Raw genomic sequence first — 24,951 nt, forward strand, 5'->3', positions numbered from 1 at the left:
GGCCCCCGGCAGTCGCCGCGTTCAGCGCCCGCCCGCGGGAGCGGTCTGCGCCAGGTCCATTTCGCCCACCACCTCGTCCTCACTCTTCTCGCCCGTGAGCCGGAAACCGAGGCCGAGGTAGAACTTCCCGGGCCCGCCCTCCCCCGGCTTCCAGGTCACGGTCGCCCGCGTGCCACCACGTCTGCGGATCTCCTCGCACACGGCCTCCACGGCGAAGCGGCCGTATCCGCGGCCCTGGTGGTCCGCGGAGATGTTCAGCCGCCAGATCCCGGAGCGGAGGGCGGTGTCGGCCGGGTCGTCCGGGTAGAAGTGGACGCCGAAGAAGCCCATGACGAAGCCGACGAGTTCGTCACCGTCGAAGATCAGGCGCGGCCACGCCGTCTCGGGCTGCGCGTACGCCTCGGCCAGCGAGCGCGCGACAGGAGCGACGAGGTGCGCCTGGTCGGCCCGTACCTCGAGCCGGCAGGCGTCGAGAACGTTCTCCGGAGTGATTCCTTCGAGGCGTGGTGAGCGCGAAGAGTGCGGTGGTCGCGGTCGTCGCGACGGGTGGGGCGAGTGCGGCGGGTGCGGTGGATGCGGCGACGTCACGCGGCGCACCCTACGCAGGCGCCGCTCGGACCCGCATCCGCATTTCGTGCCGCGTCGCCGCCCGGGGCGGGCGCCCCCCGACGCCCGCCCCGGCCCCCTTCCCCCAGGCCCGCTTCCACGGCCTCCGCCGCCCCCGTTCGGCCCCCTGCGCACGTCCCCCACCCCTGTTCCCGGACCTCAGACACTCGGACCCCTTGGAGCCCCAGACCGCTCACCTCTGCCCCTGCGCCACTGCGCCCCCGTGCGCCCTTGCGCACTCACACCCTTGCCCCACTGCTCTCTCTGACGCTGGGGCCGCGTACCCCCACCTCGGCGGCTCCCACGCCTTCGAGGCCCCCCGTCCCCCCTTGTCCCTGCTCTGTCCGCCCCGTCCCTGGTTGCCTTGTCCTGCCCTGCCTGGTCCTGCCGGTTCCCTGCCTGGTCCCTGCCTGGCCCTGTCCCTGCTCTGCCTGGTCCCGGCCTGCGCGGACGGTCAGCGCGCGGGCCGCTTGCGGTCCTTCTGCCTCTCCCTGAGCCGGTCGATGGTGTAGGTGGCCCAGTCGCCACGGTGCAGATTGCACCGCGAGGCCCCGACCATCGCGAGCCGTCGGCAACGGCCGCCGTGCTTGGTGGGTGCTCCGCACTTGGACTGCGTACGAGCCATGTCGCCCTCTCTTTCTCAATGGGCTTGGTCCTGCGCACAGCAGGTTCGCCGCCCACCGGCCCACCCGGGCAGGGCGCAGAGCGGGCCCACGAAGGCGCGCTCCGTCGCATGCGCGGAGCGAGGCCCGGCCGCGCGACGGGCGCGGACCGGCGCCGAGCGGTGCCGCCCGCTCACGCCCCGGGCAGGGCTTCACCGGTTTCCAGGAGCGTCTTGAGGCTGGACAGGAGCGCGGGCCAGCCCTCGTGGATCATCTCCAGGACGGTGCTGCCGGGCTCGAACCCGTCGTGGACCACGGTGAGTTTGACCATCTCGCCGGTCGGCTCGATCTCGAAGGTCACCTTCGACCGGCGCTCACGGGCGATGTCGGCGCGGACGCCCTCGCCCACCCCGGCCGCCTCGGCCCAGGCGGGCGTGAAGGTGTGCCAGGTGTAGGAGAGCCGGCGGCAGGCGTCGGACTCCAGGACGACCTGCTCGGGGTCGTCGGTCCGGGCCCCCCGTTCCTCCCAGATCATCGGCGACCGGGGGCCCAGTCGGTCTCGAAGGCGACACCCCAGTAGCGGCGGGTGAAGGCGGGGTCGGTCAGCCCCTGCCAGAGTTTCTCGGGGGTGGTCTTGATGTAGGTGGTGCAGACGAAGGCGTCGGTGGCCATGGTCGGCCCCTCCAGGGCGTGCTTCAGATCGGCGAGCGCGTGCGCCCGCTCGCGGTCGTACCGGCTCATCCAGCGGTCGGCGACGGCGTTGATCGGCTCGGCGTTCAGGTAGTGCAGCTTCTCCCGCCCGCGTCGCACGGTGGTGACCAGGTTGGCCGCCTCCAGCAGCGCCAGGTGCTGCTGACGGACTGGCGCGCCATGTCGAGCCCGGAGCAGAGCTCACGCAGACTCTGGCCGTTGCGGGCGTTCAGGCTGTCCAGCAGCCGGCGCCGGCCGGGATCCGCCAGGGCCTTGAACACCTCGTCCATCCCCGACCTCCCACATGCAGCCTTTTGGCTGCCTAAAACCATAGGCAGCCAAAAAGGTTGCAGGTCAAGCGCGTACGTCGCCACGGCCGGCACGGCATCCGCCAGGCGCCCCGCACGGCCCCGTATGCGGTACACGCGCGCGACATGCGCACCCCACGTGCGCTCCGCACGCCGCCCGCACGCCGTCCGGAAAGTGATCGACCGACCGCCGCACTGGTCCTATGTTCAGTTTTATGGACAGCCTGTCGCGCGACGCACGCGCCTCTGCCCCCGACGACACCAACCCCTTGCGCCGACTCTCCCTCGACCAATTGCGCCGGCGCACGAGCGTGAAGTGGCGCAAGTACCCGGACGACGTCCTCCCGCTCTGGGTGGCCGAGATGGACGCCCCGCTGGCCGAGCCGGTCGCGCGGGCCGTGCACGACGCGCTGGACCTCGGCGACACCGGCTACCCCGTCGGCACGGCGTACGCCGAGGCCCTGGCGGAGTTCGCCCGCACCCGGTGGAACTGGGACGGACTGGCCGTGGAGCGGACGGCCATCGTGCCCGACGTCATGCTCGGCATCGTCGAGGTGCTGAAGCTGATCTCGGACCCGGGCGCCCCCGTCGTCGTCAACTGCCCGGTCTACCCCCCGTTCTACGCGTTCGTACGGAACATGGGCCGCCCCGTCGTCGAAGCGCCGCTCGGCAAGGACGGCCGGATCGACTTCGCCGCGCTGGAGGACGCGTTCCGGCGCGCCGCCACGGGCGGCCGACGGCCGGCGTACCTGCTGTGCAGCCCCCACAACCCCACCGGCACCCTGCACACCGCCGACGAACTGACCCGTGTCGCAGCCCTGGCGCGCACCCACGGCATCCGGGTCGTGGCCGACGAGATCCACGCCCCGCTCACCCTCCCCGGCGCGACCTTCGTCCCGTACCTCAGCGTGCCCGGCGGCGAGGACGGCTTCTCGCTGATGTCCGCGTCGAAGGCCTGGAACCTCGCGGGCATCAAGGCCGCCGTCGCGACAGCCGGCACCGGGGCAGCAGCGGACTTCGCCCGCCTCCCCGAAGAGATCAGCCACGGCCCCAGCCACCTCGGCGTCATCGCCCACACCGCCGCCCTCCGCGAAGGCGGGCCCTGGCTCGACGCCCTGCTCCCCGCCCTCGACGAGAACCGCCGACTCCTCGCCGACCTCCTGTCCGAGCACCTGCCCGCCGTCCGCTACGAGCCCCCGCAAGCCACGTACTTGGCCTGGCTCGACTGCCGGAGCCTCGACCTCGGCGACGACCCGGCAGCGACGTTCCTCGCCCGAGGCCGGGTCGCCCTCACCTCCGGCCCCGACTTCGGCACCGGCGGCGCGGGCTTCGTCCGCCTGAACCTCGCGACCTCCCCGGAACTCCTCACGGAGGCGGTGCACCGCATGGCCTCGGCCCTGAGCTGAACCTCGGCCCTGAGCCGAACCTCGGCCCTGGGCTGAACGCCCGGAACCCTGCGGACCGCACACCACGGTCGTGCCACACCCCCGGAGAGTGCCACTGTCGACCCTCGTTGACATCGAGCACGTCATGCCAGCGAGGGGAGCCGGCGGTCGGGCGCACGGGCGATGTCAGTGGTCCCGCCTAGCATCCGGACCATGAGCATGATCGGAGAATACTTCCGCGTCACAGCCCCCGAGCTGGAGCACGCCCTCCAAGACCCGGACTGGGCGCTCGGCTTCATCGAGGAATCCCTTGACGCCGAGGACTCGCCGACCGAGCCTCCACCGGCCGGGACCCGTCACTTCTCCACCTACAAGGCGTGGGATCTCCTCGCCTTCCTGCTACGGCGCTCCGGCTTCCCCGTAGACGTCATCCACGGCGAGGAACCGCTCGGCGAGGCCGAGGACTGGGGGTACGGTCCGCCCCGCTACCTCCCCGCGGACCGCGTCCGCCTCGGCGCCGAGGCCCTGAGCCGCCTGACGTACGACCGACTCCTCAACGGCGTCGACCCGCAGGAACTGCTCGCGGCGGACGTCTACCCGCTGGGCTGGGACGACGACGCCGCCCTGGAGTGGGGCAGGGACTGGTTCTCCGGTTTGACCGAGTACTTCACGGCGGCGGCCCGGGACGGACACGCGGTCATCATCTGGCTGGACTGACGGGAGGCCCCGGCGTGACGTCAGGAGCGGGCGCGGCCTCCGAACCTCTCCGCAGAACCGCTCGGCAAAGGCCCGGCCGAAACGCGCGACGGGGAGAGGCCGATCGAGCTGCCCCACCGGGCGTGGCGCCGATGGGGCGGGCAGGCTGCTGAAGTGTTTCCGCCGATCGGCATACGCCCGTCGAGCTGGACCGCTACCGCAGAGCAGCAAGGCCCCGCTGCAAGTCGTCGAGGTTCATGACCGGCTCGAACGTGACCTCCGCGCCCATCTCCTGGAAGAACGGATCGGCGATGGAAGGCAACTGCGAGCTGTCCTTCATGTCGAACACGAGAAACATGGTGCGCCCGCCCTCAGGGGTGAAGTAGGCGGCCTCGGGCTTCAGTTGCTCGATGGCCGACTTCAGTGACTCGGGCATCGCTCCGCCCTTCGTCGCCCGATTCGACATCTGGGTGTCCATGCGGGCCTTCATCATCATCCGCATCGCACGCTCTCCTCGCGCACCGCGACCTGCGCAGTTCCGTCCGCGCTCGCTGAAATCCGGTGCATCCCGCTCAGCTTCACCTCATTCGATCACCATGGGCAACATCTTCTACGCCCTACGTGACGGCAGGGAGGATGGCGTTGTGCCGCACGGACAGCCGCAAGGCCGACGAAGCGGACCCGGCCGGGGCGCGGGCATGGCTCGACGGCGAAGGCCGCCCCGCCGGGCTGACACACATGCCGTCGTGGTTCCTGCCGGGGGAGGCATTCCCGCTGCCGATCAAGTGGGCGCGAACGGTTTCGTACCGCCGACATCTGCCTTTGTGCATACGGCTGGGAGCCGGTGACGGCGGTCCTACCCTCCGGCACAGCTGCCGGACAAGGACGCTCATTCACGCCCCCGGCGCCGTATGTCAGACGTGGATGTCAGCAGACGACCCGTCCGCTATGAAGTCGACAGTGGCCGTATTGACTCTGGATGACCGATCCATTCTTGGCTACGGATCAGAAGGTCTCTGGTGGGGTAAGTACCTTTGACCTGCGTGAGGTGCTTGTCGCGGTTGCCGGTCATGGACGGGGGAGGTAGATGAACCGTGACTTACCAACCGGTCGGACACATGTCAGGCACGCGTTCACGCGCGGGTTTGACGCAGTCAAGGCCGTGATCCTATCGTCCGCCTTGCACGTGGCCGCAGCCGACGGCAATGAAAGCCGACCGGATTCCGAATAATGCCGATATCTGAGTAAGTGAGGGTAGTCGTGGGGGTACTGCTCTCGTACTTGGTCCTTTTCCTCCTTGAATTCGGCTTGAGGGCCCTGCAGATTGTCGGCGCCCTCCTGCTCGTGGTAAGTGCCACTCTATTCGTCCGGCGCTTCGCTCTTGCACGCAGGCGCCGAGCCGACGGCCACTTCCCGAAAGCGACGCCAGTGGCACCCTACGTGCTCGGCAGCATCGGTATTTTCCTGCTGATTGCTACTTCGGCAGCGCTCTTCATCGGGAAAGAGTTGGGAATCTTTGACATCTGGGCGACATAGGCCGAACCCGTGGTGGCCTGCGGGGGCACCGTCGGCCTGTCGAGGGTGGTAGCGGGGTTGCGGGCGCGGTGGCTGCCGCACCTAGCTGCTGTACATCACCGGTTCGGAAGGTCCCGTACGGCGGATTCCGGCTGACCTACACCTTCGCCCACCTGTTGCCGGGCTTCGTGCGGCCACACGCAGCGTGAGGCAGTAAGCCACCTGGACCGGCTGCTCCAGAGGCGGACCGGCCGTGCCGGACCGCCTCTGTTGATGCCGGACCGCCTCTGTTGATGTCGGATCCGGATGTCAAAGACCCCCAGCCGTGATCGGCTGGGGGTCTTCTCGCTGGTGGGCGCGGACGGTTTCGAACCGCCGACATCTGCTTTGTAAGAGCAGCGCTCTACCCCTGAGCTACGCACCCGTGGAGTGAGGCAACAGCGTACATGCCTCCCCGGTGCATCCTGCAAACCCGTTCCCCGGCTCCGGCGGGGCCGCTGGGGTGGGGGCGGACATGGAGCCGGGAGCCAGGGCCGGGGCGGTGGCCTGGGGTTATCCCCACCCCAGGAGGGTGGGGAGCCGCATCGTGGTCGGGCCTGCGGATCCGTAACGTAAAGGATCACAAGCACAGCTACCTGGGGGTTTCGCCGTGGCCGGTCAGCGCACTCGCATACGCACCGTCGGTGTCGTCGGCGGCGCCGTGTTCGTCGCTCTTGCCGTCACGGGGTGCGGCAGCACCGATGTGGAAGGGGCGCCGGTGGAGAGGAAGGCGTTCGCGTTCAGCGGGAAGACGCTGACGATCGACTCCGACAACTCGGATCTTGTCCTGGTGCCGGCCGACATCAAGGACGTCCAGGTGACCCGGCAGGTCGACGGGTGGGTGTTCATGGGGGACGGGCCGTCGGCCGTGTGGAAGATGGAGGGCGGGAAGCTCACGCTCCGGCTGGACTGCGACGCGGTGGCGAGCGACTGCGCCGCGCGGCACGAGGTGAAGGTGCCGCGCGAGGTCGCCGTCACCGTGGAGGACGACAACGGGGCCGTGACCGCCGACGGCTTCACCTCGGCGCTGAAGCTGGCGTCGGACAACGGCAGGGTGACCGTGCGCAACGCCACCGGGCCCCTGGAGCTGCGGAGCAACAACGGAGAGGTCCTCGTCGAGGAGTCGACGTCCAGGCGGGTGGTGGCGCGGTCCGACAACGGGCAGGTGCGGGTGGCGCTCGGGGCGGTGCCGGACCGGGTGGAGACGGTGAGCGACAACGGCGCGATCACTGTCGAACTGCCGGCTGGGAAGACCGCCTACGCCGTGCGGACGCAGAGCAAGAACGGCGAGGTCAAGGTGGGCATCCCGACCGACGACAGCAGCGCCCATGTGGTCACGGCGCGCAGTGACAACGGGCAAGTGACGCTGCGAACGGCGAACTAACTGGCTCGTGTGTTCGTCCTTACCTGGTGGGAGAATGAACCGGCAGGGCGGACACGGCACGGGAGCGGGATGTGACGGCGACACACGCGCGGCGGTACGTGAAGGATCTGCTCGCGCTGATGCTGTTGCCGGTGCCGCTGGTCGTCGCCGCGCTGCCTGGTGCCTTCGCGGGGGGCGGTACGCGGCGCTGGTTCGGTGGGCGCGGTGACAGCCGCCGTGCCGAAGCTCAGGCCGCGAAGGACGCCGCCGCGGCGGCCTTCTACGAGTTGGACACCGCCCAGCGGGATCTGCGGATCTCGATCGAGACGATCACCGCCGTGGACGGGTCGCCGGGCGCGCGTCGGGTGATGGACGACTTCGCCGCACTGGGGCGGCGGATCGACGAGGTGAGTCATGCGTACATCACCGCCGTCGACGCCTATGACCTGGACCGGGACGATCTCGATGCCGCCGTCGCCTCGCGTGCCCAGGGCGAGCTGAACCGCGCCAAGGACGAACTCGTCCGGGTCAAGGGTGAGCTCGACCGGTTCGAGCAAGGGCTCGCCCCGCTGCTCGACAAGGCCGAGACGCAGCTGGCGCGTCTGGCACCCGCCGTCGAGCGGGCGAGAGCAGCGCTCCTTTCCGCGAGCAACGCTCTCGACACGGTACGGAGCGCCGGCCTGCGAGCCGATGATCTCGCTGCCCGGCTCGCCGCACTCGGCCCGGAGCTGACCAAGCTCAATCAGGGCGCCGGGCAGCACGGCGTCGCCGATACGCTTCAGCGCGCTGATCGTGTCCTGCGTGACGCGGAGGCCGTCCGGGCCGAGGCCGAGCGGTTGCCGCAACGGGCCAGCGAGACCGACAAGCGGCTGGTGTCCCTGCGCACCCGGGCCGAGGCGCTCACTCACCGGGCCGCCGCGGTCGAGCCGGTCCTCAGCGAGCTGCGCCGCCGCTTCAGCGCCGCCTGCTGGCAGGACCTCCAGCCGGTGCCCGAGCAGGCCGCGAAGAACGTCCGCCAGGCCGAGGAGAAGCTGAGGGAGGCCGGCGGCGCCCGTGACGACCAGCGTTGGGCCGATGCGACGGCTCTCCTCGCCACCGCGCGGGCGCTGCTGAACAGCGCCGACGAAGCTGTCTCCGCCGCCGGGGACCGTCTCCAGCGGCTGAACGCCGTTGCCAAGGATCCCAAGCAGGAGATCGAGCGCAGCCGGTTCGCGATCCGCGACGCGCAGCGCCTTGCCATGGCGGGCCGCAACACCCCCGATCCGCGTCACGCCCGGCCTCTCGACGACGCGGTGGCACGTCTGGACCGGGCCGTCGAAGGGCTGGAGGGCCGCCACCCCGACTACTGGCACTTCCTGACCGAGCTGGAGGCCGTACGCGCCACGGCATCCCGGGTCGTCGAACTGATCCGGGAGCAGCGGAGCCACCACGCCTGACCCGCGTTTACTCTGGGGCCATGCCTCGTTATGAATACCGCTGCCGCACCTGCGGCGACACCTTCGAGCTGAACCGTCCCATGGCCGAGTCGTCCGCCCCCGCCGCCTGCCCGGCCGGGCACGACGACACGGTCAAGCTGCTGTCCGCCGTGGCCGTCGGCGGTACGGCGAAGGCCTCCCCGGCCCCCAGCGGTGGCGGGGGTGGCGGCTGCTGCGGTGGCGGCTGCTGCGGCTAGGGGCCCTACGCTCACGACCCGAGGTAGCGCAGCACGGCCAGCACGCGGCGGCTGTAGCCCGTCGTCCCGGTCAGCTCCAGCTTGTCGAAGATCGCGTTGATGTGTTTTTCGACGGCGCTCTGTGAGATGTACAGCCGGGCGGCGATCGCCGCGTTGGTGTGGCCCTGCGCCATTTCCGCGAGCACTTCACGCTCGCGGCCGGTCAGCCGGGACAACGGGTCGGTGTGGGTGGTGCGGACAAGGAGCCGGCGTACGACTTCCGGGTCGAAGGCCGCCCGGCCGGCTCCCACCCTTTCCAGCGCGTCGAGGAACTCGTCGACCTGCGCCACCCGGTCCTTGAGCAGGTAGCCCACGCCTTCGGACTCGCGGGCCGAGCCGTTGAAGGTGAGCAGCTCGGTGGCGTACCGCTTCTCCACGTACTGGGACAGGACCAGCACGCCGACGGCCGGCCACCGGTCCCGTATCTTCAGGGCCGCTCGCAGGCCCTCGTCGGTGTGGGTCGGCGGCATCCGTACATCGGCGACGACCACGTCCGGCTGTTGTGCCTCCACGGCCGTGAGGAGTTGCTCGGCGTCGCCGACGGCGGCCAGCACCTCGTGGCCCTCCTCCGCGAGAAGCCTGATCAGTCCTTCACGCAGGAGGGTGGAGTCCTCCGCGAGGATCACTCGCACGGCAGCACCGCCGTGATCACCGTGGGTCCGCCGGCCGGACTGTCCACCGTGAAGCGGCCGTCCAGGGCCGCCACCCGCTTGGCGAGACCGGTCAGTCCGCCACCGGTGTGGTCGGCGCCCCCGCTGCCGTCGTCCTTCACACTCACCGTCAGCTCCTCCTCGCTGCAGGCCAGTTGTACCTCTATACGGGTCGCTCCCGCGTGCTTGACGACATTGGTCACGGCCTCCGAGACCACGAAGTACGCCGCTGTCTCCAGCTGCTGGGGCAGCTGCCGTCCGACTTCGTACCCGAGGGTGACGGGCAGCGGGCTGCGCTCGGCGACCGTCTCCAGGGCTGCTCTGAGCCCCGCCTCGTCCAGCACCGTCGGGTATACGCGCCAGGCGACCTCGCGCAGTTCGGCCAGGGCCCGGCGGCTCTCCTCGTGTGCCTGGAGCAGAAGCTCGCCGGCGCGCCCGGGATCGCGGCTGCGTCTGGCCCGGCCCAGCAGCATGCCGAGCGCCACGAGCCGCTGCTGCACCCCGTCGTGGAGGTCCCGCTCGATGCGGCGGCGCTCGTCGTGGACGACGTCCATGACCTCGGCGCGGCTGGCGGCGAGCTGCTCGATACGCCGCTCCAGCTCGTCCTGGACGCTGGGCCCGAGGAAGTGCCGGGCCAGGTGCCCTTCGAGCGCGGCGACTCCGAAGACTCCCTGGGCGGAGAGAAAGAGCAGGAACAGCCCGGCGAGGCTGCTCACGGCGACCATGCCGAAGTACCGGATGTCGGTGATCAGCCAGGCGTAGAGGATGAAGGTGCTGTATGCGATGCCCAGAACCACACAGCCGAGCACCACTCCGCCGAGCAGGCCGAGGGGTGCGCGGGCGGCGATGTAAGCGAGGGCGCGGCCGTCGTCGTACACGTCGGATATGCGCGCGCCGAAGAAGCGGGCGAGTCTGCGTCGCTCCCAGCGGGCCAGCCGCCGGGCGACGGGCGCCAGGGGGCGCACCGCGGCGCGGCGGCCGCGCGGCCACGCGAGGACGAGCAGCAGGGCGACGCCCGCGACAAGGGCGAGAGTCAGCTCGGCGAAGGCGGTGAGGGAGCCCAGCGCGAGTCCCACCGCCTGTCGGACCCAGCGCACGGCCAGTGCTTTCATGATCCGCCACGCTAGCCAAGCGGGCCGGTCCGGCACATTGCGGAAAACCGCAGGAGAGATCTGCGGCGGCCTTCAGGGTGCTTTCAGGCACGGATTTCTAACGTGAAAGCCATGGAACGCTGGATCAACAGCCTCATGGACGCCCTCGGCGCGCCCGGTGCCGGGATCGCCATCGCCCTCGAGAATCTCTTTCCGCCTCTGCCGAGCGAGGTGATCCTGCCGTTGGCGGGGTTCGCCTCCGCGACCGGGCGCATGGACCTGTTCGCCGCACTGCTGTGGACGACGGCCGGCTCGGTCGTGGGCGCGCTCGCGCTGTACGGGGTGGGGGCGCTGCTGGGCCGGGAGCGGACGATCGCCATGGCGTCGAAGCTGCCGCTGGTGAAGGTCTCCGACATCGAGCGGACGGAGGCCTGGTTCGCCCGGCACGGCACGAAGGCGGTGTTCTTCGGGCGGATGGTGCCGATCTTCCGTTCCCTGATATCCGTCCCGGCCGGGATCGAGCGCATGCCGCTGCCGGTGTTCCTCGCGCTGACGACGGTCGGCAGCGCGATATGGAACACCGTCTTCGTCCTCGCCGGGTACGCCCTCGGCGACAACTGGGAGGAGGTCACCCGCTATGTGTCGATGTATTCGAAGGTGGTGCTCGTGGTGGCCGTGGGCGCGGTGGTGGCGTTCGTCGGGGTACGGCTGCTCAAGCCGGGATCGGGTGTACGGCGGAGCTGAAGCGGCGAAGGATCTCTTCGCCGGCGACCACGCCTCGCTCCGCGACCAGGTCGACGTGGCGGGCGCTCCAGCCGGTCTCGGCGAGTTCGCCGTGGCCGGGGCGCCAGGCGCGGTCGGCGGCCAGGAGCAGGTCGGCGTCGAGGAGCGAGTCCCCGGCGGCCAGCACCTGTTCCACCCCCGTGCGGCGGGCCACTTCGCGGGCCGCGGCGCTCTTGGTGAGGGGGCGGGGCACGGCATAGACCTTGCGGCCCTGGAGGGAGACCGTCCAGCCGCGGGTCTCGGCCCACTCGGAGAGCTCCTTCACCCAGCCTTCCGGCAGCAGGGCGCGCTCGACGACGAGATAGGCGAAGAGGTCCTCGGCGACTCGTTCCTTGAGGAGCCAGGCCGGGTCGGCGGCGGCGAGCAGGTGGGAGCGGACCTCGTCGAGGGTGGCGCACTCGTCGGCGAGCCGGGTGGCGACGGTCCGCTGCCAGTCGGGGTCGGAGACGCCGTCGACGAGGATGTGCCCGCCGTTGGCGCAGATCGCGTAGTGGGCCGGGAGGCCGGGGAGCCGGATGCGCTGGTACTGCTCGCGGGTGCGGGTCGTGGTGGGCACGAAGACGGCGTGGCGCGGCAGTTCGGTCAGCAGCGCGGCCGCGGTCTCCGTGATGTAGGAGAGCGGCTTGTGCTGGTACACCTCGACGCAGAGCAGACGGGGTGCCTCGGCGTCCGGCATGGTGAGGCCGAGCGCGGCGGGCGAATAGATGAGGGTGCGGTCGAGGTCGCTGGCGATGAGCGCGGTCGGCCTGGGGGTGGTGCCGGGGGCGGTGGGGGTGCTCATCAGTGGTTCACCGCCTTGCCGTCGGCGCCGGTGGCGCCTCGGGTGTACTTGGGGTGGATGAGTCCCACACAGGTGTAGGGCAGGTCGTCCACTTCCTCGACGGGTACGCCTCGCTGTTCGGCGAGCAGCCGTACGTGGTCGAGGTCGGTGCCGGCTCCGCGCTGGGCGAGGATCTTCCAGGGGACGCGGCGCAGGAGGACGCGGGTGGTCTCGCCGACGCCGGGCTTGACGAGGTTGACGTCGTGGATGCCGTGTTCGTCGCTGATCCGCTCGACGGCGGCCCATCCTTCCCAGGTGGGGGAACGGTCCGTGGAGAGCAGTTCCTTGACCTCGGCGTCGACGGTGTCGGTGACTTCGTCGAAGTGGGCGGCGACGGTGTCCAGGAAGGTGTTGGAGACGTCGGCGGCCGCGAGGTCCCGGTAGTACTTGGCGCCGTGGAAGTCGTGGGGGCCGACGAGGTCGGCGCGGAGGACGGTGCGCGATATGAGTCCGGACACGGTGGAGTTGAGGCAGGCGGAGGGGATGAGGAAGTCCTCGCGGGTGCCGTAGGTGCGGACGCAGGAACCGGGGTCGGCGAGTACGGCGATCTCCGGGTCGAAGCCGGGGAAGTCGGCGAGCGCGGCGGCCAGTTCGCGGGTGATGGCGCCCTTGCCGGTCCAGCCGTCGACGAACACGATGTCGCCGGGGTCGTGGTGGGCGGCGAGCCAGCGCAGGGCGTTGGCGTCGATGCCGCGGCCGCGCACGATGGACACGGCGTAGTGCGGGAGGTCGAGGCCGTGGCGGCGCCGGGCCCAGCGGCGCATCAGTACACCGACGGGGGTGCCGGCCCGGGCGAGGGAGACGAGGACGGGGCGGGCGGACCGCTCGGCGAGGACGGTTTCGGTGACGGTACCGACCGCGCGGGCGATCCGGGCGGCGGAGGCGGTGAGCGCGGCCTGATAGAGCTGCTGGTACTGGGCGCTGGGCTGGTATTCGACGGGCAGTGATTCGGCGTAGTGGGCGCCGCCGCTCTGGATCGCCTCCTCACGCTCCTCGGTGGGCGCCTCCAGCTCGACGTCCGAGAGGTCCTGCAGCAGCCAGCCGACCTCTTCGGGCGCGTAGGAGGAGAAGGCGGGGCCACGGAGGGGCTCGGGCAGCATGGGGGCCCTTTCGGAGACCTGGGCTGGATGCGACGGGGGCGGGGAGGGGACGTGGGAGGGCACGACGGCGAGCACGACGCGCGGGATGTGCGTGGCGAGCTGTGCCAGCAGGCCGTCGGGGGCGTGCAGGGCGGGGGTGTCGGCGGTGGAGTCGACGATGGCGACGACGGCGTCGAAGCCGGCTCCCGCGACGTTGTAGGCGTACCGGTCGCCGGGGCCGTCGGCGGGGGCGTCGTGGGCGGGGAAGACGAGCCGGGTGCGTATCGCGTATCCGGGGTCGTCCACGGCGAGGACGGGCGAGCGGGTGGTGGTCGAGTAGCGCACGTCGGCGTCGATCCGCTGTTCCAGGGCGACGCCGAGGGCGAGCGGCGCGTACATCAGCTCTTCGGAGCCGAGCACCAGCACACGCGGCCGGCTGTCGTGCCGGGGCTCGGTCGCGGGCCGGTCCCCGGCGTCGGGGCGTGCGTCGTTCCGGCCGGACCCGCGGGGCTCGGATGTGTCCTGGGCGGACGTGTCCCGGGTGGGTGTGTCCGTGGCGGGCAGGCCGAGGGCTTCGGCGAGGCGGGCGGCCATGGCGGGGAGGGCGGCGTCGAGGAGGGCGCGGTGGGCGGGGGTGAAGCCGTGGCGGCCGCCGTCGGGGACGCCGGCCGGCCAGCCGAGGTCCACCCGGTGCGCGGCCGGCGCGCCGTCGCCCGCCGGCGCTGCGGTGGCCGGCGCCGATGCCGGCCGCGGCGCGGCGGAAGCGGTTTCGTGTGCGGCGACGAGCGCCTGTCCCTTGGCGAGCACGCCGTCGGGAAGCCGTACGGTGCCCGCGGCGAGGGTCACCAGGTCGACCCGGGCGCCGATCTCCACCGCGAAGTCGGCGAGCCGTCCTCGGTCCTCGGCCGACCGCATGTCGACGAGGGCGACGACCACATACCGCTCGCGCGGGTAGCGCTCGTGGAGGGCGCGGATCGTGTTGAGGACGGTGTTGCCGGTGGAGAACTCGTCGTCGACCAGGACCAGCGGCCCGGGGCCCGCCAGCAGGTCGGGGTCTTCCGGGAGCAGCAGATGGGAGGTGTGGTGCGAGTGGGATTCCTCGAAGCCGCCGGCCTGGGCGACGCCCGGGACGGGCCGGCGGGTGGAGTGCAGGTACGGGGCGGTGCCGAGTCCGTCGGCGACGGAGTGGCCGAGGCCGGTGGCGGTCTCCGCGTAGCCGAGGACGACGGAGCGATCGGCGTCGGCGCCGAGCAGTTCCCGGACGCGGACGCCGAGGTCGTATCCGGACCGCCAGACGACGGCGGGGCTCTGGGGGACGTGCTTGCCGAGGACGTTGGACACGAGCAGGTGGGCGCGTTTGGGGTTGCGGCGCAGGGCGAGTCCGAGCAGGCCGGGCAGAGCCTCGTCGCCGGTCAGTTCGACGCCGAGGCGCTCAGCGACCCAGGTTCCCGTCCACACCACGTTCTCGTTCTCCATCGTCGTACGGGCGCCGGTCATCCGGCGAGCCCTGCGGTGAGCAGCTCCACGAAGCCGACGTCCTCCTTGGCGACGCCGAAGACCTCGGCGCGCTGGAGGGTCCGCTCGGCCCAGGCGCGGTGCGGCTTCACTTCGTTCATCTTGTTCGTATACGTGGAGCGAAGGACTCCGCCGCCGCCCCGCTCGGGCTGCACGATGTCCTGTGCGTCGCTGAACTCCTCGTGGCTGACGACGGAGAGGGCGTGCACGGGCAGGACGTGCGAGGGGTGGATGCAGGTCTTGCCGAGAAGGCCGTTGGCCCGGTCGAGCTCGATCTCCCGCAGCAGTCCGTCCAGGTCGTGTTCGATCAGCGCGGTGCGCAGTTCGTCGGCACGCTGCTCCATGAAGGGACTGCGGCGCAGCTGCGGCTTGAAAATGCGTTCCTGGAGACGGAAGTACTCCCAGACGGGGCCGGTGATGGTGAAGCCGGTGCCGTCGGAGCGGCCGAGGACATTGACAACGTCGCCGATGACGTTGGCGACGATCTGTACGTCGTACGCAGTCATGTCGGGTGAGCGGCGCAGCCCGTACGCGGAGCAGAAGTCGGTGACACCGAGGCGGAGCGCGAGGACCCGGTCCCGGTATTTGTCGACGGTGTGGGCGATACCGGCGAGCGTTTCGCCGCGGGTCTCCAGGTGGAGCAGTTCCGGCGACTCCAGGACGGGCATGGCGAACAGGCGTCGGCCCATGCTGTTCTCGGCCATGGTGAGTGCTTCCAGGAAGGGTCCGCCGCGCTCTTCGGTGAACTTCGGCAGTACGAATCCGGACAGCAGTCGGGCGGACCGGCCGAGCCGCCGGACCAGGTCGGGTATCTGGCCGGGTTCACGGACGCGGATGAACAGCAGGGGCGGTTCGCCGTCGCGTCCGTCCAGGTCGGCGAACTGCCGGACCAGGTTCTCCTCGGCGGCTCCGACCTCGGCGTCGTCTATGGAGTCCTCCAGGCACAGCACCATCGACACGACGCCGCGGCCCACCTGCTTCATCACGTCGTCGGCGAGCCGGGGCCGGGTGGCGGGGCTGTACAGCGTGGCGCCGAGGGCGGCCGCCAGCACCCGGGCCGGGGAGTCCGCGGTGAACTCGACAGGTTCCCGGTGGAACAGCCCGGCTCGGGTAGCGGGCGCGATGTGCCCGAAATGACGCATTAATATCCCCCGTACTGCGGCGATGGCCCTGATGACATGTGGCCGGTAATAGTACGTAGGTACCGGTGTCGCGGGTTCCCTACAGGCATGAACTTCAGGTAACTCGTCTGCTTCTCGTCCGTGCCCCGGCCTCGGCGGGGGAGGCCGGATCGGGCCCCGCGTTGTCCGGCGGACGGCCGGGCAGGCAGGATGACGGGCATGACGCACGCCATGCTGAAGGGCTCCAACGTCCCGCTCGACGCCGCGGCCGTACGGGCCGTCCTGTGCTGGACCCCCGGCCCGGGGGTCCCCGACGTGGATGCTTCGGCTCTGTTGCTGGGCCCGGACGGACGGGTGCGTTCCGACGAGGACTTCGTCTTCTACAACCAACCGCGTCATCCGTCGGGGCTGGTGCGGCGGCTGTCGAAGAAGCGGCTGCCGGAGGGGCTCACCGACACGGTCGAGGCGGATCTGGCGGCGCTCGACGCGTCGGTGGACCAGGTCGTGCTGGCGGCCTCCTCGGACGGGGACACCTTCGAGCACGTCCGGGATCTGCGGATCCTGCTGTACGACGCCGGTGCGGCGGCGTCGGAGCCGCTGGCCGTCTTCGAGGTGAAGGCGGAGACCGGTGAGGAGACGGCGATCATCTGCGGCGAGCTGTACCGGCGTGGGGAGGCCTGGAAGTTCCGGGCGGTCGGGCAGGGCTATCCGACGGGGCTGATCGGTCTGGCGACGGCGTTCGGCATCTCCGTGGACGAGGCCGAGGCCGAGGAGGAGCAGCCGGCCGCCGGCTCGGAGCCGCAGTCCGAGCCCCAGTCCGCCCAGCCGCAGTCGGGGGAGCCGGCCCAGGCGCCCGCGCCGGGCACGGCAGACGCTCCGACGGCATATGTGCCCGCACCCCCCATGCCCAGCGCGCCGCCGGCCGGCGCTCCCGGGTACGGCTATCCGCAGCCCGGTGCGGCACAGCCTTCGTACGGCTACCCCCAGCCGGCTTCGCCCCAGCCCGTTTCGGCGCATCCTGGTGCGGCACAGCCCGCCTACGGTTATCCGCAGCCGGCCGCGGCCGCCGCGCCGGCGCCGGATCCGAACTTCCGGCTTCCGCCGATGGGCCCGCAGTTCGTACGGGCGTGACACGGGCTCAGACCTTGCCGGCCTTGAAGCCCCGCCCCCACTGCAGGCCCCAGCCGTAGAGGCGGTCCAGTTCGGCCTGAAAGCCGTACACGAATCTGACCTCGCGGCGGACGGTGAGTTCGCCCTTGTCGTTCTCCAGCATGAACACGGCGCAGGAGCGGGCCTGGGGGGCCCGTTCGTCGAGCTCGATCTCGATGCGCGGACCGTTGCTCGGGTAGAGCGTCATCTTGGCGTGCGTGCGGTCGAAGGCCGGGGTCTGGTCGTAGATGTAGACGAAGAACAGCAGCCGTTTGATCGCGTCGCGGTGATCGAGGTTGACGAAGATCGTCTCGCCGGAGGGGGCGCCGAACCGGTCGTCGCCACTGAGTTTCACATACGGCGGGGTGTTGAGGTCACCGAAGAAGCTGCCCAGTGGCTGCACGACGCCCTTGCTGCCGTCGGCCATCTCGTAGAGGCAGCCGATGTCGAGGTCGACATTGACCATGCCCTGGGTGTGGGCCTGGACCACTTCGGGTTTGAAGAGCTGGAAGGGGTGCCGCAGCAGCCGGCCGCTCTGCTTGGACCGGCCCTCGATGTCGGAGGTGCGCATCCGCCAGGAGAGGTTGACGCGGAGATTGCCGGTGGCCGCGCCCTGTTTGGTGAGCGATACGGACGGGCGCCGCTTGGTGAGGTCGATGGAGTTGGTCGAGGCGCTGCCCGAGTCGAACTGCGCCGTCTTGTCGCGCCACAGGCTGTCCCAGAAAGCCATGCCCCACCCCTCGTCGTCCGGTGCCTCGTGAGTACGCCGGTGATACGGCGGCATACGTCGCGGGGCGGCCGGGAGCACCCGGCCGCCCCGCAAGGAAGCGTTCCTCGTTCGCCGGGGCGTCACACCCCGGCGGACGTCACACCCTGAGGTGCGCCGGCGTCCGTCAGACGCCGGACGGGACCTCGGCCTTCTCGTCCGGGCCGCCGGAGTTTCCTTCGGCGGCCGCCAGCGCGCGGTTGCGGCGGACGGAGGACCAGAAGGACCATGCGATCAGGGCGACGCCGATGGAGCCGGTGATGACCTCGTGGATCTCGTACTGGATGGTGATCATGAGGATCACGGCCAGGGCGCCGATGGCGTAGTGGGCGCCGTGCTCCAGGTAGACGTAGTCGTCGAGGGTGCCCTGGCGGACGAGGTAGACCGTGAGCGACCGGACGTACATGGCGCCGACACCGAGGCCGAGGGCCATCAGGACGATGTCGCTGGTGATGGCGAAGGCGCCGATGACGCCGTCGAACGAGAACGACGCGTCGAGCACTTCGAGGTACAGGAACATGAAGAAGGCGGCCTTGCCGGCGAGCTTGACGGCGGAGACCGGCTTGCCCTTGCGCTTGGCCTCTTCCTCGGCCTCGTGCTCGCGCTCCTCTTCCTCCTCCAGCTTGTTCTCGAAGAAGCTGGAGAGACCGCCGACGATCATGTAGGTGATGAGGCCGGCGATGCCGGAGATCAGCACGGTGGAGGACTTGTCGACGTGGGCGCCGCCGTGCTGGTGGGCGTTGACGGCGAAGGTCATCGAGGTGATGAGCAGGACGATCAGCGCGATGCAGGCCGACAGCATGTCGATCTTGCCGAGCTTGGCGAGCGGACGCTCCAGCCAGCCCAGCCACTTGATGTCCCGGTCCTCGAAGATGAAGTCGAGGAAGATCATCAGCAGGAACATGCCGCCGAAGGCGGCGATGGACGGGTGGGCGTCCGTGACGAGCTGCTTGTACTGGTCCTCGTCGGTCAGGGCCAGTTCGACGGCCTCGATGGGACCGAGCTTGGCGGTGACCGCCACGATCACGACGGGGAAGACCAGTCGCATGCCGAAGACGGCGATGAGGATGCCGATCGTGAGGAAGATCTTCTGCCAGAAGGCATTCATCTTCTTCAGGATTCCGGCGTTGACCACCGCGTTGTCGAAGGACAGCGAGATCTCGAGGACGGACAGGATCGCCACGACACCGAAGGCGGTCCACCCCCCGTAGAGCACCGCTGCGACCAGGCCGAGCGCAGTGACTGCGAACGACCAGCCGAACGTTTTCAGAACCACTGGCTACCCAATCGTATTTTTTGGCAGGTCCCCCCGGGAGCAGCCCCCGGGGAGAGGTTCCCCGCCCCACGCGCCGGGCTTTGAACGAACCCGGAGACGTGCTTTAGGAAACATTGACCCCGAAGTCTAGAGCGATGCCCCTCAGCCCCGATGCGTACCCCTGGCCTACCGCCCTGAACTTCCATTCGCCGCCGTACCGGTACAGCTCGCCGAAGATCATCGCGGTTTCGGTGGAGGCGTCCTCGCTGAGGTCGTAGCGGGCGAGTTCCTGCCCGTCGGCCTGGTTGACCACGCGGATGAAGGCGTTGCTCACCTGGCCGAACGTCTGGCCGCGGTTGTCGGCCTCGTGGATCGAGACGGGGAAGATGATCTTGTCGCAGTGGGCCGGCACCTTCGGCAGGTCCACGATCAGCGACTCGTCGTCACCGTCCCCCTCACCGGTCAGGTTGTCGCCGGTGTGCTGCACGGACCCGTCGGGGCTCGTGAGGTTGTTGTAGAAGATGAACCACTCGTCGCCGAGGACCCGGCCGGACTCGCAGAGCAGTGCGCTGGCGTCGAGGTCGAAGGGCGCTCCGGTGGTGGAGCGAGCGTCCCAGCCCAGTCCGACGAGGACCTGGGTCAGATTGGGTGCGGCCTTGGAGAGGGAGACATTGCCTCCCTTGGCGAGCGTGACGCCCATGACGGTGGTTCCTCCCCATGAAGATGTACTGAACGCACGCCCGGGTCGTGCCCGAAGGCACGTCCGAGGCGTACGGAAAGGCGCGTCCGGCGCCGCACGGAAGCGTGCGGCGCCGGACGGAGCTGTGCGGCGGTTCGGACCGCAGGCTCAGACGTTGACGCCGAAGTCCTGCGCGATGCCGCGCAGACCGGAGGCGTACCCCTGGCCGACGGCACGGAACTTCCACTCCGCGCCGTGGCGGTACAGCTCGCCGAAGACCATGGCGGTCTCGGTCGAGGCGTCCTCCGAGAGGTCGTACCGGGCGATCTCGGCGCCGCCGGCCTGGTTCACGACGCGGATGAACGCGTTGCGGACCTGACCGAAGGACTGCTGGCGGTTCTCGGCGTCGTAGATGGAGACCGGGAAGACGATCTTCGCGACGTCCGCCGGAACGCCGGCCAGGTCGACCTTGACCTGCTCGTCGTCACCCTCGCCCTCACCGGTGAGGTTGTCACCGGTGTGCTCGACCGAGCCGTCGGCGCTCTTCAGGTTGTTGAAGAACACGAAGTCCTGGTCGTTGCGGACCTTGCCCTCGGCGCTGACCAGGATGGCGCTGGCGTCGAGGTCGAAGTCCGTCCCGGTGGTGGTGCGGACGTCCCAGCCCAGACCGACGGTGACTGCCGTCAGGCCGGGGGCCTCCTTGGTGAGCGAGACGTTGCCGCCCTTGCTGAGGCTGACTCCCACGAGTCCCTCCATTGGTTTCCAGGGGCAGCGCCCCCGTCGTTCGTTGGCATCGGATCAACGACTGGATCCTAGTGACCGGTTCCCGTCGCGAGCAGGCTCTTCGCCCGAAGAATCAGAGGGTGTCGAGGGCCTTGGCGTACTCATTGAGGTCACGGGCGTCCGGCAGACCGTTGACGACGGTCCACTGGACGACGCCCTCCTTGTCGATGATGAAGGTGCCGCGGACGGCGCAGCCCTTCTCCTCGTCGAAGACGCCGTAGGCGCGCGAGACCTCGCCGTGCGGCCAGAAGTCGGACAGCAGGGGGTACTCCAGGCCCTCCTGCTCGGCGAAGACGCGCAGCGTGTGGATGGAGTCGGCGGAGACAGCCAGCAGCTGGGTGTCGTCGTTGACGAACTTCGGCAGGTTGTCGCGGAGCTCGCACAGCTCGCCGGTGCAGACACCCGTGAAGGCGAAGGGGTAGAAGAGCAGCACCACGTTCTTGCGGCCGCGGAAGTCCTCGAGGCGCACGGTGCGCCCGTGGTTGTCCTTCAGCTCGAAGTCCGGGGCCTTGGTGCCGACCTCGATCGCCTCGATCGCCATTGACTCACGCATCCCTTCGTCGGTCCGGTTCGGTGCGGAACCACCCTACGCACAAGGCCCCCGCCGTCCTGATCGGCGGGGGCCCTGTCGGGTTCTGGGGGCGGTCAGCGCTTGCCGGCCTTGGCCGCCTTCGGGGTGACCAGACGGCTGCCGGTCCAGTCCTTGCCCGCGTTGATGCTCCGGGTCTGGGAGAGGCCCGCGGTCTGGGCGGCCTCGTTGATGTCGCTGGGCTCGATGTAACCGTCCCGGCCCGTCTTCGGCGTCAGGAGCCAGATCTCCCCGCCCTCGTCGATCAGGCCGATGGCGTCGACCAGTGCGTCCGTGAGGTCTCCGTCATCGTCGCGGAACCACAGCAGCACGACGTCGGCGACGTCGTCGTAGTCCTCGTCGACGAGCTCCTGGCCGATGACGGCCTCGATTGCCTCACGGAGCTCCTGCTCGACGTCGTCGTCGTAGCCGATCTCCTGGACCACCTGTCCGGGCTCGAACCCCAGCTTTGCCGCCGGGTTGGTCCGCTCCTCCGCGTGGTCCGCGGTCGCGCTCACGGCTTGCCTCCTGATCATGTCTTCGGAAAGTGCTTCGGCCGCGCGCGTACGCGTGGCGTTGGCCGTAGTCCACACGTGCTGGGCGGATCGCGCAAGTACCCGGCCGTCGAGACCGCCGAAACGGTGACTTTTGGGGCCGTCTCGCCGCAACTCCAGTCACCCTGCCGCCCTCGCACGTGCTGAGCACCACGACTCTTGACCCACTTTAGGGGCATCTACTCCATCTGTGCGCCCCTGGTCGGCGAACGACCGAACGGAACGCATGGCCGGACTGGGCGTAAGGTTGCGATTTGACCCCGACCGGGACCCCCGGGGCACCGCGGGACGGCCGCACTTCAGGGTTACCCCTCGGTAGAGATGACGTTTCCGTCGCCGGGGTAGACGATGGTGGCGGCGCGACCGCACCGCTCCCGACGCCCCTCCCGTAGGCACCACCGAACAGAAGGAACAGCGTGGCTTCCGGATCCGATCGCAACCCGATCATCATTGGCGGCCTGCCCAGCCAGGTCCCGGATTTCGATCCCGAGGAGACCCAGGAATGGCTGGACTCGCTCGACGCCGCCGTCGACGAGCGCGGCCGTGAACGGGCCCGCTACCTGATGCTCCGACTGATCGAGCGGGCCCGCGAGAAGCGCGTGGCCGTGCCCGAGATGCGCAGCACGGACTACGTGAACACCATCGCGACCAAGGACGAACCGTTCTTCCCCGGCAACGAGGAGATCGAGCGGAAGGTCCTGAACGCCACCCGCTGGAACGCCGCGGTGATGGTGTCGCGCGCGCAGCGTCCCGGCATCGGCGTGGGCGGCCACATCGCCACCTTCGCGTCCTCCGCCTCCCTGTACGACGTGGGCTTCAACCACTTCTTCCGGGGCAAGGACGAGGGCGACGGCGGCGACCAGATCTTCTTCCAGGGCCACGCCTCCCCCGGTGTCTACGCGCGCGCGTTCCTGCTGGACCGGCTGAGCGAGACCCAGCTCGACGCCTTCCGCCAGGAGAAGTCGAAGTTCCCGAACGGTCTGTCGTCCTACCCGCACCCCCGGCTGATGCCGGACTTCTGGGAGTTCCCGACCGTCTCCATGGGCCTCGGCCCGATCGGCGCCATCTACCAGGCGCGCATGAACCGCTACATGGAGGCGCGCGGGATCGCGGACACCTCCAAGTCGCACGTGTGGGCGTTCCTCGGCGACGGCGAGATGGACGAGCCGGAGTCGCTCGGCCAGCTCTCGATCGCCGCCCGGGAGGGCCTGGACAACCTGACCTTCGTGGTCAACTGCAACCTGCAGCGGCTGGACGGCCCGGTGCGCGGCAACGGCAAGGTCATCCAGGAGCTGGAGTCGCAGTTCCGCGGCGCCGGCTGGAACGTGATCAAGCTGGTGTGGGACCGCTCCTGGGACCCGCTGCTGGCACAGGACCGCGACGGCATCCTGGTCAACAAGCTGAACACCACGCCGGACGGCCAGTTCCAGACGTACGCGACGGAGACCGGCGCGTACATTCGTGAGCACTTCTTCGGCGACGACCACCGGCTGCGGGCCATGGTCGAGAACATGACCGACGACCAGATCCTGCACCTGGGGCGCGGCGGTCACGACCACAAGAAGATCTTCGCGGCGTACTCGGCGGCCCGGGCCCACAAGGGCCAGCCGACCGTGATCCTGGCGCAGACGGTCAAGGGCTGGACGCTGGGTCCGAACTTCGAGGGCCGCAACGCCACGCACCAGATGAAGAAGCTGACGGTCGACGACCTGAAGCGCTTCCGGGACCGGCTGCACCTGCCGATCACCGACAAGCAGCTGGAGAACGGCGCCCCGCCCTACTACCACCCGGGCCGGGACTCCGAGGAGATCCAGTACATGCACGACCGCCGCAAGGCGCTGGGCGGGTACGTCCCGACCCGTGTCGTGCGCGCGAAGCCGCTGGCGCTGCCGGAGGACACGACGTACGCCGCGGTCAAGAAGGGCTCCGGCCACCAGTCGATCGCCACGACGATGGCGTTCGTGCGGCTGCTCAAGGACCTGATGCGGGACAAGGAGATCGGCAAGCGCTTCGTGCTGATCGCTCCGGACGAGTACCGCACCTTCGGTATGGACTCGTTCTTCCCGAGCGCCAAGATCTACAACCCGCTGGGCCAGCAGTACGAGGCCGTGGACCGCGAGCTGCTCCTCGCCTACAAGGAGTCGCCGACCGGGCAGATGCTGCACGACGGCATCTCCGAGGCGGGCTGCACGGCCTCGCTGATCGCGGCGGGCTCGGCGTACGCCACGCACGGCGAGCCGCTCATCCCGGTGTACGTCTTCTACTCGATGTTCGGTTTCCAGCGGACCGGTGACCAGTTCTGGCAGATGGCCGACCAGCTGGCGCGCGGTTTCGTCCTGGGTGCGACCGCCGGCCGTACGACTCTGACCGGTGAGGGTCTGCAGCACGCCGACGGCCACTCGCAGCTGCTGGCGTCGACGAACCCGGGCTGCGTCTCGTACGACCCGGCCTTCGGGTTCGAGATCGCGCACATCGTCCAGGACGGTCTGCGCCGGATGTACGGCTCCAGTGCCGAGCACCCGCACGGCGAGGACGTCTTCTACTACCTCACCGTCTACAACGAGCCGATCCAGCACCCGGCCGAGCCGGCGGACGTCGACGTGGACGGCATCCTCAAGGGCATGTACCGCTTCAAGACCGGGGAGGCGGGCCGGATCCCGGCGCAGATCATGGCGTCCGGTGTCGCCGTGCCGTGGGCGCTGGAGGCCCAGCGGATCCTCGCCGAGGAGTGGAACGTGCGGGCCGACGTCTGGTCGGCGACGTCCTGGAACGAGCTGCGCCGCGAGGCCGTCGAGGTCGACCGGCACAACCTGCTCCACCCCGAGGAGGAGCAGCGGGTTCCCTATGTGACGCAGAAGCTGTCCGGCGCGGAGGGCCCGTTCGTGGCCGTCTCCGACTGGATGCGGTCGGTTCCGGACCAGATCTCGCGCTGGGTGCCCGGTACGTACACCTCGCTGGGTGCGGACGGGTTCGGTTTCGCGGACACCCGTGGTGCGGCGCGTCGCTACTTCCACATCGACGCCCAGTCGATCGTGCTGGCGGTGCTGACCGAGCTGGCCCGCGAGGGCAAGGTCGACCGTTCGGTGCTGAAGCAGGCGGTGGACCGGTACCAGCTGCTGGACGTCGCGGCCGCCGACCCGGGCGCCGCGGGCGGCGACGCCTAGCGGCCCAGGACACGACCCGGCCGCCGTCCGCGCGCGGACGGCGGCCGGCGCACGGGTGT

23 protein-coding genes, 1 tRNA gene and 1 pseudogene are annotated in these 24,951 nt (G+C 69.9%); 9 read left to right on the forward strand and 16 right to left on the reverse strand.

The window, feature by feature from the left end; genetic code table 11:
* Positions 1–21: 21 nt before the first annotated feature.
* The 3 genes and pseudogenes from ACY34K_RS22890 to ACY34K_RS22900 all read right to left on the reverse strand — a co-directional run bounded on the left by ACY34K_RS22890 (position 22) and on the right by ACY34K_RS22900 (position 2,188).
* The gene (locus ACY34K_RS22890; protein ID WP_462750100.1) at positions 22–492 is read right to left on the reverse strand and encodes a GNAT family N-acetyltransferase; all 471 of its coding nucleotides are present in this window, start codon (positions 490–492) and stop codon (positions 22–24) included.
* Positions 493–1,060: 568 nt separating this feature from the next.
* Entirely contained in the window at positions 1,061–1,231 is a 171-nt protein-coding gene (locus ACY34K_RS22895) for a hypothetical protein (RefSeq protein ID WP_462750028.1), read from the reverse strand.
* 170 nt (positions 1,232–1,401) lie between these two features.
* Positions 1,402–2,188: pseudogene (locus tag ACY34K_RS22900) on the reverse strand (ArsR/SmtB family transcription factor).
* A gap of 233 nt (positions 2,189–2,421) precedes the next feature.
* Here ACY34K_RS22900 and ACY34K_RS22905 point away from each other — a divergent pair.
* Together ACY34K_RS22905 and ACY34K_RS22910 are read left to right on the forward strand one after the other, a co-directional pair.
* Positions 2,422–3,612 (forward strand): MalY/PatB family protein, encoded by a 1,191-nt coding sequence (locus tag ACY34K_RS22905; RefSeq protein WP_462750031.1) that lies wholly within the window; start codon positions 2,422–2,424, stop codon positions 3,610–3,612.
* A gap of 192 nt (positions 3,613–3,804) precedes the next feature.
* On the forward strand, positions 3,805–4,308 hold the full coding sequence (locus ACY34K_RS22910) for a YfbM family protein (RefSeq protein WP_462750033.1): 504 nt from the start codon (positions 3,805–3,807) through the stop codon (positions 4,306–4,308).
* 193 nt (positions 4,309–4,501) lie between these two features.
* Here the strand turns inward: ACY34K_RS22910 and ACY34K_RS22915 are convergent, their stop codons facing one another.
* On the reverse strand, positions 4,502–4,789 hold the full coding sequence (locus tag ACY34K_RS22915) for a DUF3303 family protein (RefSeq protein WP_462750036.1): 288 nt from the start codon (positions 4,787–4,789) through the stop codon (positions 4,502–4,504).
* 758 nt (positions 4,790–5,547) lie between these two features.
* Between ACY34K_RS22915 and ACY34K_RS22920 the strand changes: the two genes are divergently transcribed.
* Positions 5,548–5,823: a hypothetical protein gene (locus ACY34K_RS22920; protein ID WP_462750039.1), complete on the forward strand. Its 276-nt coding sequence runs from the start codon at positions 5,548–5,550 to the stop codon at positions 5,821–5,823.
* Positions 5,824–6,151: 328 nt separating this feature from the next.
* Here the strand turns inward: ACY34K_RS22920 and ACY34K_RS22925 are convergent.
* Positions 6,152–6,226, reverse strand: a tRNA-Val gene (locus tag ACY34K_RS22925).
* Between the two features lie 225 nt (positions 6,227–6,451).
* Between ACY34K_RS22925 and ACY34K_RS22930 the strand changes: the two genes are divergently transcribed.
* The 3 genes from ACY34K_RS22930 to ACY34K_RS22940 all read left to right on the forward strand — a co-directional run bounded on the left by ACY34K_RS22930 (position 6,452) and on the right by ACY34K_RS22940 (position 8,876).
* Positions 6,452–7,225, forward strand: coding sequence for a DUF4097 family beta strand repeat-containing protein (locus tag ACY34K_RS22930; RefSeq protein ID WP_462750042.1), 774 nt, complete (start codon positions 6,452–6,454; stop codon positions 7,223–7,225).
* A gap of 71 nt (positions 7,226–7,296) precedes the next feature.
* Positions 7,297–8,640: a hypothetical protein gene (locus ACY34K_RS22935; RefSeq protein ID WP_462750045.1), complete on the forward strand. Its 1,344-nt coding sequence runs from the start codon at positions 7,297–7,299 to the stop codon at positions 8,638–8,640.
* 20 nt (positions 8,641–8,660) lie between these two features.
* Entirely contained in the window at positions 8,661–8,876 is a 216-nt protein-coding gene (locus ACY34K_RS22940) for an FmdB family zinc ribbon protein (protein ID WP_462750047.1), read from the forward strand.
* Between the two features lie 11 nt (positions 8,877–8,887).
* Here the strand turns inward: ACY34K_RS22940 and ACY34K_RS22945 are convergent, their stop codons facing one another.
* Positions 8,888–9,547, reverse strand: coding sequence for a response regulator transcription factor (locus tag ACY34K_RS22945; protein ID WP_462750050.1), 660 nt, complete (start codon positions 9,545–9,547; stop codon positions 8,888–8,890).
* On the reverse strand, positions 9,538–10,677 hold the full coding sequence (locus tag ACY34K_RS22950; RefSeq protein ID WP_462750053.1) for a sensor histidine kinase: 1,140 nt from the start codon (positions 10,675–10,677) through the stop codon (positions 9,538–9,540). Before ACY34K_RS22950 ends, ACY34K_RS22945 begins: the two co-directional genes overlap by 10 nt.
* A 111-nt stretch (positions 10,678–10,788) precedes the next feature.
* Here ACY34K_RS22950 and ACY34K_RS22955 point away from each other — a divergent pair, with 111 nt between their 5' ends.
* Complete coding sequence (locus ACY34K_RS22955) at positions 10,789–11,400, forward strand: DedA family protein (protein ID WP_462750056.1); 612 nt, start codon at positions 10,789–10,791, stop codon at positions 11,398–11,400.
* Here ACY34K_RS22955 and ACY34K_RS22960 read toward each other — a convergent pair.
* From ACY34K_RS22960 to ACY34K_RS22970, 3 genes are read right to left on the reverse strand one after another with little or no spacing between them, the layout of a single operon-like run.
* Positions 11,369–12,220, reverse strand: coding sequence for an HAD family hydrolase (locus tag ACY34K_RS22960; protein ID WP_462750059.1), 852 nt, complete (start codon positions 12,218–12,220; stop codon positions 11,369–11,371). The two genes, ACY34K_RS22955 and ACY34K_RS22960, sit on opposite strands and share 32 nt — an antisense overlap.
* Positions 12,220–14,835: a phosphoribosyltransferase gene (locus ACY34K_RS22965; RefSeq protein WP_462750062.1), complete on the reverse strand. Its 2,616-nt coding sequence runs from the start codon at positions 14,833–14,835 to the stop codon at positions 12,220–12,222. The genes ACY34K_RS22960 and ACY34K_RS22965 overlap by 1 nt, the downstream gene beginning before the upstream one ends.
* Positions 14,832–15,995: an HpcH/HpaI aldolase/citrate lyase family protein gene (locus tag ACY34K_RS22970; protein ID WP_462750065.1), complete on the reverse strand. Its 1,164-nt coding sequence runs from the start codon at positions 15,993–15,995 to the stop codon at positions 14,832–14,834. The genes ACY34K_RS22965 and ACY34K_RS22970 overlap by 4 nt, the downstream gene beginning before the upstream one ends.
* A gap of 198 nt (positions 15,996–16,193) precedes the next feature.
* Between ACY34K_RS22970 and ACY34K_RS22975 the strand changes: the two genes are divergently transcribed.
* Complete coding sequence (locus ACY34K_RS22975) at positions 16,194–17,105, forward strand: TerD family protein (protein WP_462750067.1); 912 nt, start codon at positions 16,194–16,196, stop codon at positions 17,103–17,105.
* A 7-nt stretch (positions 17,106–17,112) separates the two neighbouring features.
* On the opposite strand, the gene ACY34K_RS22980 is transcribed toward ACY34K_RS22975, so the two are convergent.
* From ACY34K_RS22980 to ACY34K_RS23005, 6 genes are all read right to left on the reverse strand, one after another.
* The gene (locus ACY34K_RS22980) at positions 17,113–17,853 is read right to left on the reverse strand and encodes a TerD family protein (protein ID WP_462750069.1); all 741 of its coding nucleotides are present in this window, start codon (positions 17,851–17,853) and stop codon (positions 17,113–17,115) included.
* A gap of 163 nt (positions 17,854–18,016) precedes the next feature.
* Positions 18,017–19,165, reverse strand: a complete 1,149-nt coding sequence (locus ACY34K_RS22985; RefSeq protein ID WP_462750071.1) for a DUF475 domain-containing protein — start codon at positions 19,163–19,165, stop codon at positions 18,017–18,019.
* A gap of 103 nt (positions 19,166–19,268) precedes the next feature.
* Entirely contained in the window at positions 19,269–19,844 is a 576-nt protein-coding gene (locus ACY34K_RS22990; RefSeq protein ID WP_462750073.1) for a TerD family protein, read from the reverse strand.
* Between the two features lie 147 nt (positions 19,845–19,991).
* A complete protein-coding gene (locus ACY34K_RS22995) occupies positions 19,992–20,567 on the reverse strand; it encodes a TerD family protein (protein ID WP_462750075.1) in 576 nt (191 codons plus the stop codon).
* A 112-nt stretch (positions 20,568–20,679) separates the two neighbouring features.
* Complete coding sequence (locus ACY34K_RS23000) at positions 20,680–21,147, reverse strand: peroxiredoxin (RefSeq protein WP_462750077.1); 468 nt, start codon at positions 21,145–21,147, stop codon at positions 20,680–20,682.
* 104 nt (positions 21,148–21,251) lie between these two features.
* Positions 21,252–21,692 (reverse strand): DUF3052 domain-containing protein, encoded by a 441-nt coding sequence (locus ACY34K_RS23005; protein ID WP_462750079.1) that lies wholly within the window; start codon positions 21,690–21,692, stop codon positions 21,252–21,254.
* A gap of 452 nt (positions 21,693–22,144) precedes the next feature.
* Here ACY34K_RS23005 and aceE point away from each other — a divergent pair, with 452 nt between their 5' ends.
* Positions 22,145–24,892 (forward strand): pyruvate dehydrogenase (acetyl-transferring), homodimeric type, encoded by a 2,748-nt coding sequence (aceE, locus tag ACY34K_RS23010; protein WP_462750081.1) that lies wholly within the window; start codon positions 22,145–22,147, stop codon positions 24,890–24,892.
* The last annotated feature ends 59 nt before the right edge of the window (positions 24,893–24,951 follow it).

The sequence above is a fragment of the Streptomyces sp. STAM6 genome, assembly GCF_054963715.1.